Here is a 17525-nt window from a genome sequence, read left to right on the forward strand (position 1 = left end):
GCCTGCTAATCAGGCCTAAGCCAAGCGCAAGGAGGCGCAGTGATGGTCAAAAGGGCAGCTTCGGCCGCTCCGGGCGCGACCAGATCCACGTTGCACCACAGCTCATGCCAATGGCCGCGAATACCACCGATGGCAAGTGCTTGACGGTCAGTAACATAACGCCAAGGGCCAGCAACATACTCAGACTGGCGAGCATTTTACTGCGGCGGCTGATCAGCCCACCATTACGCCAATCGCGCAGCAGCGGGCCGAACAACCGGTGATTATCCAGCCAGGCAGCCAAGCGTGGTGAACTGCGGGCTGCAGCCCAGGCCGCCAGTAGCACAAACTCAGTCGTCGGCAGGCCGGGCAATAGCACACCGAGCATGGCCATACCGAGGCTCAGGTAGGCCACACACAACCACAGCCAGCGCTGCCAGACCGGGCGCATGTTTGAGGCATCAAGCAAAGCAGCGCTCCAAGTGGTCAGTGAACCGGTTGAAGGCGGCAATCGCTGCCGCTTCGGCTTGGCGTTCCTGCTCGGCGGTCAACTCAACATCATCTAGGGCGCTGACAAAGGACTTCCAGCCCTGGCTGCGGCCGCCTTTAGGCTCCCCCAGATGGCGTGCACCAAACGTTTCGCTTAGCCCTAGTGCCGGCATTCGCTTAAGCAAAAATGCCGCGCCAAGCTTGGAGCCTTCTGACACAAAAAGCCAAGCCAGCGCCTCGCCAATAGCCATCGACGTGCTGCGGATGGCCTGATCGCCCTCGGGCACGGCCTGTTGTAAATCGAGCAGGTCCAGCTCTGCCTGCTCAACCCGACAGCGCGTGGCCAGCTCGGGGATCAATTTGCCCAATTGCTGGTCAGCGTAGAGCGGCTGCAAATCACGCTGGAACAGGTACTGCGCGGCAACAAATCGGGCGAACCGCTCGCGGCTGGCAAAGGGATCATGGCTCTTGACCAGCGCATCCAGACGGCTGTGTGGCTCATGGGTGATCTGATTAAGGCGCTGGGAGCGCAGGGCGTCGCCGAGTGATGAATTTAGCGCAGTCATGTGAGCACTCTCGAATGGTCTGGACGAAGTGGCCGATCGACTGATCAGCCCCCCATTAATGACGAATCAGTGCAGCAAATACCGTAATCACAGATGCGAATCAGCCTCAGTCGAGTTATCCGCAGCCATGCTCGGTAATTGCGAGAAATACTGAGCAAGATGCCGCAGGTCACGCTCGTGCAACTGGCCCGCGAGTTGACGCAACTGCAGCCAACTACGCAGGTACGCATAGCGCACCTCGGCCAAATCACGACGTGCACCATGGAGCTGCTGTACAGCATCAAGCACATCAAGGTTGACTCGCTCGCCCGCAGTGACACTTTTACGTGTGGCGTCGACCAGGGTGCTGGCCGACGCCACCGCCAATTCATATGCTCGCAACTTGGCCGCACTGCTGAGACACAGGTTGTAATGCTTGCGCAGCTCGTTGAGGGTTACGCTGATTTGGGCGTCCAGTTCATAGCTTGCTTGTTCGTATTGGCGCGAGGCCTGACGGGTACTGGCCGCCGCGCCACCACCGGCAAACAGCGGCAAACTGAGTTGTATCCCAACACTGTCGGTGTCGTATTTCTGGTTGTAGCTGCTTTCCGAGTCCGAGTTGGTCAGGCGCGTGCTGGCATAGAGGCTCAAGGTAGGCAGGTGGCTGGCACGTCGTTGCTCACGCTGCTGTTCGGCCACCGACAGGGCGTGACGCTGCGCAGCCAGCTCGGCATTCTCGCTAAGAGCCAGGTCGCGCCAGGCAACGAACCCCATTGGCTGCAACGGCTGTACGACAAAGCCATCACGTAGCGGGGTAAGGTCCTGCAGGGCCAGTGGTTCGCCGACAATGGCTTGCAGCTCGCGCAACGCAACGTCGAGGGTATCGCGCGCGTCGATTTCGCTGGTCAGGGCCAAGTCGTGGCGGGCTTGGGTTTCCAGCATATCGGTGCGCGTGCCTTCACCTTCCTCAAATAGCCGCCGGTTGAGTTGCAGGCGCTCGGCGTAGGCGTGCCGTTGGGCTTCGGCCAGGCTGATTTGCTCGCCTGCCAACAGGGCTTCGCTGTAAGCCTGGAATAAGCGCACCAGTAACTCTTGGCTCTTCCCGCGAAAACGTTCGTCCGCCAACAGCGCCTTGGCTTCGCCTTCGCGGTAGCTGGCCCAGGCGCCGTAATCGAGCAACGGTTGTTGCAGAGTTAGGCTGGAGGAGTAGCTGCGGTAGTCGCGGTTGCTGGTGACATCTCCGGCGACCGTTTGCGAGGTCACTTGCGATTCGTTGCGCGCGTTGTTGTAGGCATAGGACACCTTGGGCAGCAGCGCCGCACGTCCAATCGCCAAGTTCTCGTGACCGGCTTCGCGCTCCTTGATAGCGGCGTGAAACGTGGCATCGTTGCGCAGCGCCAACGCATAAGCGTCCTGAAGATTCAGGGCCACCACCGGCTCGCTGAGCAGCATCAGGGCAAGGCAGAACAGGCGGTTTTTCATTCTTCTGCCATCGCCATATGAGTACGGTCCAGCAATGGTTTGAACAGGTAGCTGAGCAGCGAGCGCTCGCCGGTGCGCACAAAGGCCTGCACTGGCATACCGGGGCGAATCACTTCGCCGGCCAATTGTTGCATGCCCGCGTCGCGGACCTGAGCGCGCACTTTGTAGTAGGGCTCACCGGTTTTTTCGTCTTCCAGGCGGTCGGCGGAGACCAGCGTCAGCGTGCCGGCTACACGTGGCGTTTTGCTCTGGCTAAAGGCAACAAACAGCAACTCCACCTCAAGGCCGGGGTGCAACTTATCCACCAGTTCAACGGGGGCGCGGGCATCCACCAACAGCGGCACGTCGTTGGGCACGATTTCCATTAATTGCTGGCCGGGGCTGATCACCCCGCCCGGAGTAAAAACGCTCAGGCCCACCACCGTGCCAGCAGCCGGTGCGCGCACTTGAGTATTGGCTAACTCAAAGTCGGCGGCACGAAGGCGGCTGGCCAGGTCTTGCGCCTTGAGTTGGGTATCGCTGAGCTGTTGGCGCAGGTCGCGCTGATATTCCTCTTGGCGCTGGCCGATGCGCAGTTTCAGCTCCAGCACCTGGCGTTGAGTGCGGCCTAGGTTGCCGAGGTCTTCGGCGATGGCACCGTTCAGTTGGGCGTACAGGCGCTCGGCCTCCAGCAGACGGTTGCGCGACAGGTAGCCTTCGCGGGCCAGTTCGCGCTGACCTTTTAACTGTTCGGCCATCGCCGCGCGTTGCTCTTCCTTATGCGCCATGGAGTCGCGCACGCCTTGCAGCATGGCCTGGGCACCGGCGATGTTTTCTTTGAGACCGTCCACTTCCATCCGCAGAGCATCACGGCGGCTGGTGAGCAGTTGCCGCTGTAACTGGAGGGCGCTAGCGACCCAGGGATCGGTTTCAGCGGCGAGTAAATCGCTGGTGAATAGGATACCTACCTGGCCGTCGCGCTCAGCGGTCAGCCGCGCTTCGCTGGCGCGGGCATTGATGTATTGCGCGTAGAGCGATTCGCGCTGGGCACGGGTTTGTGTGGTATCCATCTGCACCAGAACTTGGCCGGCGCTGACCACATCGCCATCGCGGACCAAAATGTGCTCAATCACCCCACCCATCTGGTGCTGCACCACCTGGCGGCTGCCGGCGACCACCACATTGCCAGAGACCGACACGCCCTTATCCAGCGGTGCCAGCGCAGCCCACAACACAAAGCCACCGAAGCCCAATAGCACCAGCCAGCGCCCCAACCGGGTAAACCGGCGCTCGTCCAGGAGCAACACAGGCGCAAGCGGACGAATATCTTCAGCAAGGGAATTCACAATGATCCTCGACAGTCAGGGCCTGGACGCATCCAGGCGATAATTCGCGCTAAAACTGGGGGCCACCACAGCCGTCGGACGCGGCGTTTCAACGCGAGACGGTGGCGCGGCGGCCCGCTGCAATTCCTGAGTCACCCGTGCGGTGGGGCCAAACGCCTGCATCTGCCCGGCGCGCAACACCAGCAGGTTGTCGACGCCGGCCAGCAGGCTGGGCTTATGGGTGATCAGCACCACCGTGTTGCCCTGTTTTTTCAGCTCAGCAAGAGCCGTCAGCAAGGCGCGCTCGCCGTCTTCATCTAAGTTGGAATTAGGCTCATCGAGCACCACCAGAGCTGGCAGACCGTATAGGGCGCGGGCCAAACCAATGCGTTGACGTTGACCACCAGACAACCCAGCACCGCCCTCACCCAATTGAGTGTCATAGCCTGCGGGCAATCTCAAAATCAGCTCATGTACTCCTGCATGCCGCGCTGCCTCGACCACCTGTTCAGCGTCCACACAGCTAAAACGAGCGATGTTTTGCGCGATGCTGCCGGCGAATAACTGCACGTCTTGCGGCAGGTAGCCGATGTGCGGGCCAAGCTGGACCTTGTCCCACTGCTGCAGATCCGCACCGTCCAAACGCACCTTCCCGGTAGCCGGCAGTGCCACGCCGACCAGCAACCGCGCCAGCGAGGACTTGCCCGAGCCCGAAGCACCAATCACCCCTAGCGACTGCCCTGCAGCCAGGGCAAAACCGACATTGCTCAAGCATTGACGGCGCGTGCCCGGGGCAAAGGCGCTGAGTTGTTCGACGCTCAAAGTACCCTTCGGTACGGGCAATGGCATACCCGCCGAGCGCGCCGGCTGGGCCTGCAATAGCGCCAGCAAGCGCTCATAGGCCTGCCTTGCCGAAGCCCATTGCCGCCAAACACCGATCAGTTGATCGATGGGAGCCAATACCCGCGCCATCAGAATCGAGCCTGCGATCATCATGCCGGGCGTGATCAACTGCTCCAGCGCCAGCCAGGCACCCAGGCCTAGCACCAGCGATTGCAGGGTCATGCGCACGCCCTTGGACCAAGCGCTGACCACCGCCATGCGTTCACTGGCCAGGTTCTGCTGAGTAAGAAAGCCCTGATGCTGGTCGAGCCAGCGCTTGCGCATGGCATCCAGCATGCCCATGGCTTCGATCACATCGGCATTGCGTAGGTTGGCGCTGGCCTGCTGGTTGGCCTGCATCGACATTTGCCCGGCCTCGGCCAACGGTGCGTGAGTCAGTCGCTCGTTAAGCCAGGCCAGGCCCATCAGCAGCAGCGCGCCGGCCAACGCAAAAAGCCCCAGCCACGGGCTGAACAAAAAAATTACCACCAGATACAACGGAAACCACGGCGCGTCGAAGAAGGCGAACAGCGCATTGCCAGTGGCGAATTGGCGCAACGTGGTGAGGTCGTTCAACGCCTGCCCGGCATTAGCCTTTCCGAGCCGTAACCCGGCCTCGAAGCTGGCAGCAAACACCCGCTGATTCAGGCGCATGTCCATCTGCGTGCCGAGGCGAATCACCACCAGGCTACGCACCCACTCCAGCACGCCCATAAAAACGAACAGGCCTACCACCATCAAGCTGAGCATCACCAGGGTCATCTCGTTGCCGGAGGCCAGCACCCGGTCATACACCTGCAACATATACAGCGCCGGGGCCAGCATCAGCAGGTTGATCACGGCAGTGAACAGGCCGATGTTGACAAAGCCGGCGCGGTAGGCGAACAGCGCCTGCAGCACTTCATTACGCGGCGTGGAACTCGACATGCGCTACCCCAAAACGGCCACCCGGATTATTGACGCTTGCCCCGCGTAGCCACAAAATTCGCAACCCAGCCTTGGCCCCGCAAAAGACAAAGGCTGGGGTGAAACAGAACGGCGAATGGAGGAGAACTCTTCCATTGGCTTTTTTACGCCAGGCTCTTGAGGCGATCAGGCCGCCAGGGCGTAGTCCTCGACCGGCGTTTGCACACCCACTGCTTCAGCTGGCGAAACGCTGAGGGGGCCGGAGGCCAGAGCGGCAGCGACCACGTCGAAGGTGTCGTCGGTGTCAACGCCATAGGCGGCCAGGATGCCGTCCAGTGCGGTATCCAGCGCGGTGGCGTCGCCGCTCATCAGGCCGTAGATGACCTCATGCACAACGCCGTCATGGCCTTCGCTGAGCAGGCTGGACAGACCCAGACCGTCGAAGCTGACTTCTTCAAAGCCCGGAGCGAAGTAGAAGCCCGAGGCGTTTTCGGCCACATCGGTACCCAGCGAAATGCTATCCAGCGAGCCATATACGGTGTGTGCCGGGTCTGCGAATAGCGAATAGGTCAGGCTGCCACCGGCAATAAAACCGGCGTCACTGTTCGGGCTGGACAAGGCGTACTGGGTACCGCTCAAAGAACCTGGGTAGAAACCACCGGTATTCACGCCATCTTCAACTTCACCGATGCGATGGTTGGCATCACCGAAATAGCCAGCCCAGTCAGCCAGGTAGTCAGCGACGGTCCAGCTTGCGTAGGTGGTGTCGTAGGTAATGGAAAGGCTCATGCAATTTCTCCAATTGAGGTTTCATTAAGATCCGTCGTGCTACAACCCGCTGCACAACGGCTTTGCCCTCCATGGGCAAATTTGGCTTTTAAAACGTCAGAATGTGTATTCCACGGTACCCTGCAAGGTGCGGCCACGGCCTAGGGTGAAGGCCAGCACATCGCCCAGCGGCACCAGGTAGGCACGGTCGGTGAAGTTATCCAGAGCCAGCCGCAAGGTCAGGGCGTCGGTGGCTTTGTAGCTGCCGTACAGGTCGTAAACGGTGTAGGCCTTCCAATCGGCCGGGTACACCTGATCAGCTGCCGCGGAGTCGCCAGCGTCCAACGAATAGCCTTCGCTGTAACGGGCTCGGGCGCCGAGATCCAGGGTTTCGTTGAACAGGCGGGTACCGAGGGTCAAGCTGCCACGGTCCATGGGCATATGTTCTGCCGAGCCCATAATCCCGCCGCACTTGACCGCGCCATTGGCATAGTCGTTAGGCACGTAGCCGGTCACTGGCGGGCGTCGCCCGCTGCCATATACCGGGCTGACAGCGCCCCCAAGCCACGCTTGTTTTTTGCAGTATTCGTTCTCGCCAATCATGTGGGTGTAGGTAAAATTGCTGTAATAGCTGCCGGCGTCGTAGTCGATCTGGTATTCCACGCCGCGAAAGCGCGTGCTGCTCTGATCATTGACGTAGGCCGTGGTGCCTAGGCTCGAAACGCCTACGCCGGGCCGCTGCAGGTCGATACCCAAAAATACGAAGTCGTCGATGCGGGTATCGAAATACGAGACCTTCGCGCCCAGCACATCGCCTTCGGTCAGCAGGTTTTCCTTGAGGATGTTGAAACCCACTTCCCAGGACTGCGAGCTTTCCGGTTTGAGGAACGGGTTGGGATACAGGCTCTCCGTGCCGCCGCTATGGGGCCGACCGGATACCAAGGTTTCAGTCACTGCTGGCGGGCGCCACCCCTCGCCATAGCTGGCGAACAGTTGCAACCAGTCCACACCGGGTTTTATCGCGATGCCAAAGGTTGGGGAAAACTGGCCCTCTTCGCTGTCGACGTCGTAATTCAGTGGAACGCTATAGGTCGGGTTGCCGGTGGTATTGATGCGATAAAGCGTGTAGCTGAGGCCCGTCTCACCCTGCAGGCGATAGCGGTCGTAACGCAGGCCACCGGTAAGCGTCAGCCAGCCGTCATAGTCGAATTCGAGATTGGTAAACAGGCTGCCCATGGCGCGCTCGCCTTTCGGGGTCAGCCCTTCCGAAGCGGGGAAGTCCACAGCCGACGTGGCGGCGACTGCCTGGTTGGAATCGGGCCGCACCTTGTCCTTGAAGTATTCCAGGCCGTAGTTGGCCTTCAGGTCGCTGCTTTCGCTCAGAGCGAAGGTGGCGGTGTTTTCCAGTTGCATGCCATAGGTTTGGGTCTGGTAGGTGACGTCATAACCTGGCGTCGTTCTGACCGGCAGCACGGTCTGCTCATTGCTGTTGTCGACGTAATAAAACTTGGCCTTCAGGTCGATCAGGTTGTTGTCCGGGTCGTAGTTGTAGTCAATGGCGTAGTTTTCGGAGAGCACATCGCTGCTGCCGTTTTTCGTCCACAAGCCGTCAGTGGCGACATTCATGATGCTGGCGTCGTCGTAGGTGACGTGGGTGCGCAGGTAGCTGAACTGCACGCGCTGGTCTTGCGACAAGTTGACGCCAATCTTGGCCAGACGCGATTTCATCACTGAGCCGGAGTAGGCCACGGAGGTGTTCTTGATCTCGTCATCAATACCGGGGTTAAAACCAGAGCCGGTTCGCAACTCACCGATTTCACCGTTCGTACCAGGGTCGTAATCACCAAGGTGACGCTCGCTGGCGGCCAGCAGAATGTCGCCAATTTCATTGCCCAAGGCGAAGGCGCTGCTGCCGATAAAGTCGGTGCCATTGGCGTAACCGCCCAAGCCCGTGGTGGCGCGGATACGGCCGCCAAACTCTTTGCCCTCGTGGATGAAATCACGGGCATTCAGAGTGCTGAACTCGGCCACGCCGCCAATCACACCGGCGCCGCCCATGCCGGAAGTGGCGCCTTTTTCCACCGAGACACCGCTGAGCAATTCCGGGTCGATGTACATGGTGCCGTTGCGCTGCTGGTGGCCGCTTTGCTGGTAGTTCTGGCGCATGCCGTCGATGTTCATGTTGACGCGGCCGTAGTCCTGCACGCCGCGAATATTCACTGATAGGCCAGGGTCTTGCTGGCTGACAGCGGTGTACACGCCGGAGGTTTGCTCAAGCATGTCAGCCGCGTGACGTGGTGGGCTGCGGTCGATTTGCTCACGCGTAATTATGCTGACCGAGCGAGGCTGCTGATAAACGCTTTCACTTGCAGGGCGAGCACCGACTACCGTGACGTCCTGTAAATGAATGGTCTGTCCATCAACCGCGACCTGACGCGTCAAGGTGATCTGACGAGGGCCACTGAAGCTGTAAGTTACCGGGGCACGCCCCAGCAGTTGGCGGATCGCCTCGTCGGCCGTAAAACGTCCTTGCACCGCCTGACTACTCAAGCCTTGCAGGCGCTCGCTATCGAAGAACACCTGAATACCGGCTTGCTCGGCGAAGGCCAGGCTAGCCTGGTCAAGCGGCTGAGCAGCGATGTCAAACGGCATCAGCTCATGCCGGACCGATACATCTTCGCTCGCCTGCTCGGCGGCGAAGATGCCGCCACTCAGAGCCATAGACACCCCTAAAGCGACACTGCTGAGCAGGGCCGACGGTGTGATACGGCAAAAGGCGGGTACTACTACGGACTTTCGATAATGCACGACTGACTCCAGGCTGCCTTATTGGTAATGAATATCACTACGAACAAGACGTGCGACCTAGAGAAAGTCAGTAAGCCAATGTGAAATGTTTTTTAGCCGCGTCACGGCAACCCGTCGGAATCAGTAGATCAGGCTCAGAGAAAGCCATTGCGTATGCTGCAGCTGCATTTCGCGGATCAGGGTGGACAGCGCATTGTCCAAGTCATTGAGACGAAACACCCCGCTGACTTCACGCCGGGCCAGCTCATCATTCGCAATCAGAATATGCCCTGAGCGATAGCGGTTGAGCTGTTCGACAACCTGCGCCAGCGGCACCCGATCAAACACCAGCAAGCCGCGCTGCCAACTCGTGGCGCGCTGCAGGTCAACCTGCTGAGGGGTGATACCAGCAGCGCCATAGCGCACGCTATCACCCTCTTCCAAACGTCTTTCCTGGCCAGCAGCATTGACCTGTACTGCATGCTCTAGCACACCGATCCAAGCCTGCCTATCGTCCTCGCGGCGCACGATAAAACGAGTGCCCAAGGCTTGCGCTGTAGCACCAGAGGTAGCCACGACAAATGGTCTTTCGGCTTGCGGCGCGACCTGGAAGATCGCGCGCCCTGCGAGCAGTTCAACCCGGCGCTGCTCGGGAGAGTAGTCGAGGCGGATAGCACTGGCGCTATCCAAGGTGACTTCGCTGCCGTCGGCCAGAGTCACGTTGCGCACCTCTCCAAGTGAAGTGCGGTAATCAGCTTGTAGCGGCAGCAGCAGCTGTTCGCTCTGACTCAGACCGAAGCCGCCGAGCAGCAACGCCAAACAAGCCGCCGCGCCCCAACGTCGCAACCTGGCCTTATGCCGCGCAGCGAGCGGAACCGACTGCGCGCCTGGTGCCGGAGGTGCTCGCCGGGCAGACGGTTTACGCTCGGCTGGTAACGCGCCCAAAGCAGCCCAAGTACGCTGTGCAAAAGACAGCGCCTCGGCATGTCGCGGATCGGCCCGCAACCATTGTTGCAGGGCCTCGTCACGGCCCGTGTCCAGCTCACCTTCACTCAGCAGAATCGCCCACTCGGCGGCTGCCTCACGAACTCTCCGCTCATGCGGATCTTGGCTAATCACGCTCAACTCTCGATTCTCGTTATAGGTAGAGACGTGGCGGGGCAAAGTCCCCCCGATAACATAGCCACATCTCAGGTAATGACGCGTAACGGCCGGTTTTACCGTAACTCACACTCACTGTTGCTCTCCAGCCTCGATCTGCCGCTCCATTACATGAGCCAGCGCACGGGCAAGATGCTTCTGCACCGAACTGTCGGAAATACCCAGCTCACGAGCTACCTGGGCATGGGTCATGCCCTCAATACGATTGAGGCGGAAGATATCCTGCGTGCGCAGTGGCAGTTCGCCGATAGCCTGCTGCAGCCGCTCAACAGTCTGGCGTGCCGCGGTGATGTCCTCCAGCGAACTACTGCCCGACTCCACCGCCGCCATCATATCGTGGGACGCCAGGTCGGTTTTGCGCCGCACCTGCTGTCGCTGGTGGTCGATTAGCAGGTTACTCGCCGTGCGGTAGAGGTAAGCCGGTGAGTTGTCGATGCCTTCGCCGCCGCGCTGCTCAGCCAGCCGCAGGAAGCTCTCCTGGGTCAGATCGGCAGCCAATTGCGGGTCGCGGCTCTTGCGCAACAAGAAGTGCTGCAGGGTTTTGGCGTGTTGTTGGAACAGGCCCTTGATGTCCAAGTCCGACAAGCGAGCATCCCTGGTCATGGCCGAAAGGAAGCCGCATCTTATTTTTATTGAGAATAAGTTTCAATTAGGAAAGAACAGCAGCCGAGAGCATCACGCCTGTAACAGCCGCAGCAAGGTGCTGCCCCTTATACCAACAGACCACTGGCCTGCTCGCGCAACAGCTGTGCAAACTGCTGAGCCGGCACCGGTTTGCTGATTAAGTAGCCCTGGATTTCGTCACAACGCTGGCTCTTGAGGAAGTCCATCTGCGACTGGGTTTCCACGCCTTCGGCGACTACTTTGAGTTCCAGGCTATGGGCCATGGCGATGATCGCGCGGGTGATCGCGGCATCTTCGCTGCCTGGGGTGAGGTCGCGGATAAAGGTTTGGTCGATCTTCACGTAATCCACCGGGAAGCGTTTGAGGTAGCTGAGCGAGGAGTAGCCGGTGCCGAAGTCGTCGATGGCCAGCTTGACCCCTAGCTCACGTAGCTGGCGGAAGGTGCTGATCACGCTGTCGACATTGTCCAGCAGTTGGCTTTCGGTCAGTTCCAGCTCAAGGAATTGCGCGGCCAGGCCCGTTTCATCAAGTACCTGGCGCACCAGGCTGAGTAGATTGCCCTGACGCAGTTGATGCACAGACAGGTTTACCGACACCCGAATCTGCGTCAGCCCTTGTAGTTGCCAGGCACGGGCCTGCATGCAGGCTTGGCGCAGGACGAATTCGCCGATGGCACTGATAAGCCCGGTCTCTTCGGCTAGGCCGATAAAATCGTTCGGCGGCACCAGGCCCAGCTCTGGGTGACGCCAGCGCACCAGCGCCTCGGCGGCGTTGAGGCTGTCATCAGCCAGGCACAGCTTGGGCTGGTAGAACACTTCTAGCTGGCCGTCCTGGATGCCTTTGCGCAGCTGGTTCTCCAACTGCAAGCGCTCCAGAGTGCAGGCCTGCAGGTTATCGGTGAAGAACTGGAAGGTATTACCGCCTAGGTGCTTGGCATGCTGCATGGCCATGTTGGCCTGGCTGACCAGGGCGGAAATCTCCCGGGCGTTGTCAGGCAGCAAGCTGATACCGAGGGATGCGCTGATCACCAATTCATGCCCGCCCACGACAATCGGTACACGCAGTTTGCTAAGCAACCGGCTAGCCAAGCGCGCCAAGCTGGAAAGGCTGGCGTAGGAGTCGATAAGAATGGCGAATTCGTCGCTGGACAGCCGCGCCAGCGTATCGGCCTCCGGTACGGCCTGGGTCAGACGGCGACTGATTTGACGCAGTAATTGGTCAGCCACTTCATGGCCGAGGCTGTCGTTAAGCAGTTTGAAGCGGTCCAGATCGACATGCAGCAGGGCAATGCTGCGGCCAGTTTGCCGTGAGCGCTGGCTGGCTTCATGCAGGCGCTCTTTGAACAAGCTGCGGTTGGCCAAACCGGTTAGTTCGTCATAGTGCGACAGGTAGCGCAAACGCTCTTCGGCCTCGCGCCTTGATGACAAATCGGCGAAGAAGCCGACAATATGACTGACATTTCCCTGGTTATCGCGCACTACGTTGAGTTGCAGCCACTGCGGGTAAAGCTCGCCGTTCTTGCGCGTTTCAATCAGCTCACCACGCCAGGAGCCAGTCTTTTCCAGCTCCTGGCGGATCATCTGGTATTGCTGGCGACTGTCGCCACTGCTGGCCAGGTTGATCACGCTCTTACCAACTACATCCTCTTGGCGATACCCGGTGACATCACTAAACGCCTGATTGACCGACAGCATGCGGTAGTGCGGATCGAGAATCACAATGCCTTCACTGGCGGCTTCAAACACGGTGGCGGCCAGTTGCTGCTGCTCTTCCTGGAGCTTGCGCGCGCTGATGTCGCGGCGCGTACCGAGCATGCGCAGCACCCGCCCCGCGCTGTCGCGCTCAACCGCACGGCCATGGTCTTCGATCCACACCCAATGGCCCTGGGCATGCTTGATACGGTATTCCACTTGGTAGTCGTCGCTGCGACCCTTCATGTGCTCAATCAGGGCACGGCGCAGGACTGGCAGATCATCCGGGTGCAGGCGCGGCTTGAGGTCGCGCAACATCACCTGCACTTCATGTGGCTCCAGGCCAAAGATTTCCTTGAGCCGCGAGTGGTGCACCTCATCACTTTGCAGGTTCCAGTCCCACAGCCCCAACTCACTGGCCTCAATCGCCAGGGTTAGGCGCGCACGGCTCTTGCTCAGGGCGAAGGTGGTTTCATCCAACTCAAGGGTGCGCTCGGCCACGCGCATTTCCAGTTCGCTATGGGCTTGGCGTAACTCGCGCTCGGCACGCCGACGCTGTTCCACCTCGCGCGCCAGTTCGATGTTGAGGCCTTCGGCCTGCAACTTGGCGTACTCCAGATTGCTGATCAGCGCCTGATTCTGAAAGCGCTGCAATAAGCTGCGCTGCACCAGACGATTGACTTGCCAAGCCACCACCGATAAAGCCAACAGCAGGATACTGCCGAGCATGCCCCAGCCCTGCTGCAGGGAATTATCGCTGAGCAGCAGGTAGCCCACCGAGGGCAGCAGGCAGGGCAAGGCAAAACTGAGGAAGGCGGTAAAACTGATGGCATACGCCACGCTGGCAGAGAGAATCACCGCGGCAATCAGGCCGTAGACCAGCGCCTGCAGGTAGAACACATCGGACGGCACCAACGCGATGACCGCAAACGCCAGAGTCAATCCAGATGCGCCAGCACCCAGCAGGAACAGGTACCACCAATGGCGTTCGAGCTGATGGCTGGGCAACGCCTGATTGAAGGCACGCACCTGTACGATGCGCAGCACAGCGAGAATCAACAGCCAGGTCGACCAGCTGACCAACAACAGTGGCAGCAGCGTATCCCATAGTAGGAACGCACACGCCACGCCGCTAAGCAGCATAAACAAGGCCGGCACCTGCGAGCCCTGATAGAGCATGCGCATGCGTTCGGCGGCGATATCTGCGGCAAATAGCTGAGCCACCTCCCGCCCGGAAGTCGGCTTAATACCATCTGCAGCAGCAAATGAAGTCGATGCGGTCATAGGCGATTTTCTTGTAATGGTTGCCTAAACGTCGGGCAGCATACGCGAGCTAGACGCATCGCCCAAGCCGCACGCCGATTAAATAACACCACAAGCCCCTAACTTTTGATCAGCCCAGCCAACGCCTATCTGCGCCCACCGAGCTGACTCGCCAGTCGTCCGATCCCAGCAAGTGCAACAATCAAGGCTCTGCCTGGTTTGCCCTGCCTCGCGCAGCCCCCTAGAATGCCGCGATGCAAAATGACCTCGATCAGCGACTCACCTCTCTCAACCCTGCCCAGCACCATGCGGTCACCACGCCGCCTGGTCATCAGTTGGTGCTGGCCGGTGCCGGCTCCGGCAAGACCCGCGTGCTGGTGCACCGTATTGCCTTTCTGATTCAGCGGCTGGACGTCTCACCACACAGCATCCTGTCGGTGACGTTTACTAACAAGGCTGCCGCCGAGATGCGCCACCGCATCGAAGACGTGCTTGGGCAGAGCCCGGCCGGCATGTGGGTGGGCACCTTCCACGGCCTGGCCCATCGCCTGCTGCGCGCGCATTGGCAGGAAGCCGGGCTGGCGGAGAACTTCCAGATTCTCGATTCCGATGATCAGCAGCGCATCGTCAAACGAGTAATCCGCGAGCTGGGCCTGGATGAACAGCGCTGGCCGCCCAAGCAGGCGCAGTGGTTTATCAATGGGCAGAAAGATGAAGGCTTGCGGCCGAAGAACATTCAGCCCGGCGGTGACCTGTTCCTGGCCACCATGCTGAAAATCTACGAAGGCTACGAGGCTGCCTGTGCCCGCGCTGGAGTGATCGATTTCTCCGAGCTGCTGCTGCGCGCCCTCGATCTGTGGCGCGACAAGCCGGGCCTGCTGGAGCATTACCAGCGGCGCTTCCGGCATATCCTCGTCGACGAGTTCCAGGACACCAACGCAGTGCAATACGCCTGGCTGCGCTTTCTCGCCAAGGGCGGCGAAAGTCTGATGGTGGTCGGCGACGACGACCAGTCGATCTACGGCTGGCGCGGAGCGAAAATCGAGAACATTCAGCAGTTCGACAGCGATTTCGCCGGAGCGGAAATCATCCGCTTGGAGCAGAACTACCGCTCCACCGCCAACATCCTCAACGCCGCCAACGCCCTGATCGCCAACAACCAGGGCCGCCTCGGCAAGGAGTTGCGCACCGATGTTGGTGACGGCGAGCCGATCAACCTGTACGCCGCGTTCAACGAACACGACGAAGCGCGTTACGTGGTGGAAACCATCGAGGACGCGCTGCGCAAAGACGGCCTCAAGCGCAGCGAAATCGCCATCCTGTATCGCTCCAACGCCCAGTCGCGGGTGCTCGAAGAAGCCCTGCTGCGCGAGAAAATTCCCTATCGCATCTATGGCGGTCAGCGCTTCTTCGAGCGCGCCGAAATCAAAAACGCCATGGCTTACTTGCGCCTGCTCGATGGCCGCGGTAATGACCCTGCACTGGAACGTATCATCAACGTGCCGGCGCGCGGTATTGGTGAGAAAAGCATTGAGGCGATCCGCGAGTACGCACGTGCCAATGACGTTTCAATGTGGGGTGCCTTGCACCTGATGGTCGCCGCGAAAACCCTGCCGGCACGCGCCTCAGGGGCCCTAGCCGGGTTTATTGAACTGATCAATAACCTGTCCGCCAAGGTGCTGGACATGCCCCTGCACCTGATGACACAGACGGTAATCGAGCAAAGCGGGCTGATTGCTTACCACAAGGCCGAGAAAGGCGAGAAAGGCCAGGCCCGCGTAGAAAACCTGGAAGAGCTGGTCAGCGCCGCGCGCACCTTCGATAACGACGAAGGCGAGGACATGACGCCCCTGCAGGCGTTCCTGACCCACGCCTCGCTGGAAGCCGGCGACACCCAGGCAGCGGAAAACGAAGACAGCATCCAACTGATGACCCTGCACAGCGCCAAAGGTCTGGAGTTCCCCCACGTATTCCTGGTGGGCATGGAAGAGGGCTTGTTCCCGCACAAGATGAGCCTGGAAGAGCCGGGCCGCTTGGAAGAGGAGCGCCGCCTGGCCTACGTCGGCATCACCCGCGCCATGACCCAACTGGTGATTACCTACGCAGAAACCCGCCGCCTGTATGGCAGCGAAACCTATAACAAGGTGTCGCGCTTCGTGCGCGAGATTCCGCCACAACTGATTCAGGAAGTACGCCTGAGCAACAGCGTCAGTCGACCCTTTGGCGCGGTCAGCCGCAACATGGGCGGCGACAACCTGTTCGCTGGCAGTGCCGTGCCTGACACCGGCTTCAACCTCGGCCAGCGCGTGCAGCATTCGCTGTTCGGCGAGGGCACCATCCTCAACTTCGAAGGCTCCGGCGCGCAGGCACGGGTGCAGGTGAATTTCGAGAACGAAGGCAGCAAGTGGCTGATGCTCAGCTACGCCAAGCTGCAGGCGCTGTAACCAACCGCGTACACATAACCAGGAGCCCACATGATTCGCCGCCCTCTGCTGCTTGCCAGCGCCCTGCTCGCCGCCCTCGGCCTGAGTGCCTGCAAGGAAGAAACCGCCCCGCAGACCACAGCAAAATCTGCTGCAGAAACGCCTGCCGCAGGAGTGCCTGCCACAGGATCGCCTGCCGCAGAAAGCTTCCACTGGAAGATGGTCACCGCCTGGCCGAAAAACTACCCAGGCCTGGGCACTGCCGCCGAGCGTTTGGCCGAGCGGGTCAAAACCATGAGCAACGGCCGCCTGACCATCAAGGTGTATGCCGGTGGCGAACTGGTGCCGCCGCTGGAAGTATTCGACACCGTGTCGCGCGGCACCGCCGAGCTGGGTCATGGCGCAGCGTACTACTGGAAGGGCAAGGTTCCAGCCGCGCAGTTCTTTACCGCCGTACCGTTCGGCCTGTCTACATCGGAAATGAACGCCTGGCTGAGCAAGGGCGGCGGCCAAGCGCTGTGGGAGGAAGCCTATGCGCCGTATGGCGTAAAACCCATGGTTGTGGGCAACACCGGCATGCAGATGGGCGGCTGGTACAACAAAGAAATCAACTCCCTGGATGACCTCAAAGGCCTGAAAATTCGCATGCCCGGCCTGGGCGGCGAAGTGCTGAGCAAGCTTGGCGCCACCACCGTTAACCTGCCCGGCGGCGAAGTGTTCACCGCGCTGCAGACCAATGCTATCGATGCCAGCGACTGGGTTAGCCCTTACAACGACCTGGCTTTCGGCCTGAATAAAGCGGCCAAATTCTATTACTACCCGGGCTGGCAGGAGCCCCAGGCCGTGCTCGAACTGCTGGTCAACCAGAAGGCCTATGACAGCCTACCGGCCGACTTACAGGCGATTCTCACCGAGGCCAGCCGCGCCGCAAACCAAGACATGCTGGATGACTACGTCTACCACAACGCCATCGCCTTGGAAGAGCTGAAGCAGCAAGGCACTCAGCTCAAGCGCTTCCCCGACGAGGTCCTGGCTGCCCTGCACCGTGAAAGCGCCGTGGTGCTCGACGATCTGGCCGCACAGAGCGAGTTGAACGGCCGTATCTGGGCCTCAATGCAAGCCTTCCAGGCGCAAGTCAGCCAGATGCACCAGCTCTCCGAGAAGGAGCTGTACAACTGGCGCTGATGCTGCTTTAACCAACGCCTTACAAACGGAACCCCA

The 17525-nt window shown here is 60.2% G+C and carries 12 protein-coding genes; 2 read left to right on the forward strand and 10 right to left on the reverse strand.

The window, feature by feature from the left end:
* Positions 1 to 46 precede the first annotated feature (46 nt).
* The 10 genes from VCA57_RS03020 to VCA57_RS03065 all read right to left on the reverse strand — a co-directional run bounded on the left by VCA57_RS03020 (position 47) and on the right by VCA57_RS03065 (position 13902).
* Complete coding sequence (locus VCA57_RS03020) at positions 47 to 430, reverse strand: YbaN family protein (protein WP_411183662.1); 384 nt, start codon at positions 428 to 430, stop codon at positions 47 to 49.
* 10 nt (positions 431 to 440) lie between these two features.
* Entirely contained in the window at positions 441 to 1034 is a 594-nt protein-coding gene (locus VCA57_RS03025) for a biliverdin-producing heme oxygenase (protein ID WP_411183481.1), read from the reverse strand.
* Between the two features lie 87 nt (positions 1035 to 1121).
* Entirely contained in the window at positions 1122 to 2495 is a 1374-nt protein-coding gene (locus tag VCA57_RS03030; protein ID WP_411183482.1) for a TolC family outer membrane protein, read from the reverse strand.
* On the reverse strand, positions 2492 to 3820 hold the full coding sequence (locus VCA57_RS03035) for an HlyD family type I secretion periplasmic adaptor subunit (RefSeq protein WP_411183483.1): 1329 nt from the start codon (positions 3818 to 3820) through the stop codon (positions 2492 to 2494). The genes VCA57_RS03030 and VCA57_RS03035 overlap by 4 nt, the downstream gene beginning before the upstream one ends.
* A 15-nt stretch (positions 3821 to 3835) precedes the next feature.
* Positions 3836 to 5608 carry a type I secretion system permease/ATPase gene (locus tag VCA57_RS03040; protein WP_411183484.1) on the reverse strand — a complete coding sequence of 591 codons (1773 nt, stop codon included), beginning with the start codon at positions 5606 to 5608 and terminating at the stop codon, positions 3836 to 3838.
* 165 nt (positions 5609 to 5773) lie between these two features.
* Positions 5774 to 6376: a heme acquisition protein HasA gene (locus tag VCA57_RS03045; protein ID WP_411183485.1), complete on the reverse strand. Its 603-nt coding sequence runs from the start codon at positions 6374 to 6376 to the stop codon at positions 5774 to 5776.
* A 96-nt stretch (positions 6377 to 6472) separates the two neighbouring features.
* Positions 6473 to 9076, reverse strand: a complete 2604-nt coding sequence (locus VCA57_RS03050; protein ID WP_411183486.1) for a TonB-dependent hemoglobin/transferrin/lactoferrin family receptor — start codon at positions 9074 to 9076, stop codon at positions 6473 to 6475.
* 207 nt (positions 9077 to 9283) lie between these two features.
* Positions 9284 to 10261 carry a FecR family protein gene (locus tag VCA57_RS03055; RefSeq protein ID WP_411183487.1) on the reverse strand — a complete coding sequence of 326 codons (978 nt, stop codon included), beginning with the start codon at positions 10259 to 10261 and terminating at the stop codon, positions 9284 to 9286.
* Between the two features lie 114 nt (positions 10262 to 10375).
* Positions 10376 to 10888, reverse strand: a complete 513-nt coding sequence (locus tag VCA57_RS03060; RefSeq protein WP_411183488.1) for an RNA polymerase sigma factor — start codon at positions 10886 to 10888, stop codon at positions 10376 to 10378.
* Positions 10889 to 11013: 125 nt separating this feature from the next.
* The gene (locus VCA57_RS03065; protein WP_411183489.1) at positions 11014 to 13902 is read right to left on the reverse strand and encodes a putative bifunctional diguanylate cyclase/phosphodiesterase; all 2889 of its coding nucleotides are present in this window, start codon (positions 13900 to 13902) and stop codon (positions 11014 to 11016) included.
* A gap of 233 nt (positions 13903 to 14135) precedes the next feature.
* Here VCA57_RS03065 and uvrD point away from each other — a divergent pair, with 233 nt between their 5' ends.
* Together uvrD and VCA57_RS03075 are read left to right on the forward strand one after the other, a co-directional pair.
* Entirely contained in the window at positions 14136 to 16325 is a 2190-nt protein-coding gene (uvrD, locus tag VCA57_RS03070; protein ID WP_411183490.1) for a DNA helicase II, read from the forward strand.
* Positions 16326 to 16355: 30 nt separating this feature from the next.
* A complete protein-coding gene (locus VCA57_RS03075; RefSeq protein WP_411183491.1) occupies positions 16356 to 17489 on the forward strand; it encodes a TRAP transporter substrate-binding protein in 1134 nt (377 codons plus the stop codon).
* Positions 17490 to 17525: the final 36 nt, after the last annotated feature.

It is taken from the genome of Pseudomonas sp. (genome assembly GCF_046581935.1).
Classification (GTDB): Bacteria; Pseudomonadota; Gammaproteobacteria; order Pseudomonadales; family Pseudomonadaceae; genus Aquipseudomonas.

What these genes read in the sequence shown, in the direction of transcription:
- VCA57_RS03020 (WP_411183662.1), bottom strand. Translation starts at nt 430, where the DNA reads ATGCGCCCGGTCTGGCAGCGCTGGCTGTGGTTGTGTGTGGCCTACCTG.
- VCA57_RS03025 (WP_411183481.1), bottom strand. Translation starts at nt 1,034, where the DNA reads ATGACTGCGCTAAATTCATCACTCGGCGACGCCCTGCGCTCCCAGCGC.
- VCA57_RS03030 (WP_411183482.1), bottom strand. Translation starts at nt 2,495, where the DNA reads ATGAAAAACCGCCTGTTCTGCCTTGCCCTGATGCTGCTCAGCGAGCCG.
- VCA57_RS03040 (WP_411183484.1), bottom strand. Translation starts at nt 5,608, where the DNA reads ATGTCGAGTTCCACGCCGCGTAATGAAGTGCTGCAGGCGCTGTTCGCC.
- VCA57_RS03045 (WP_411183485.1), bottom strand. Translation starts at nt 6,376, where the DNA reads ATGAGCCTTTCCATTACCTACGACACCACCTACGCAAGCTGGACCGTC.
- VCA57_RS03050 (WP_411183486.1), bottom strand. Translation starts at nt 9,076, where the DNA reads ATGGCTCTGAGTGGCGGCATCTTCGCCGCCGAGCAGGCGAGCGAAGAT.
- VCA57_RS03065 (WP_411183489.1), bottom strand. Translation starts at nt 13,902, where the DNA reads ATGACCGCATCGACTTCATTTGCTGCTGCAGATGGTATTAAGCCGACT.
- uvrD (WP_411183490.1), top strand. Translation starts at nt 14,136, where the DNA reads ATGCAAAATGACCTCGATCAGCGACTCACCTCTCTCAACCCTGCCCAG.
- VCA57_RS03075 (WP_411183491.1), top strand. Translation starts at nt 16,356, where the DNA reads ATGATTCGCCGCCCTCTGCTGCTTGCCAGCGCCCTGCTCGCCGCCCTC.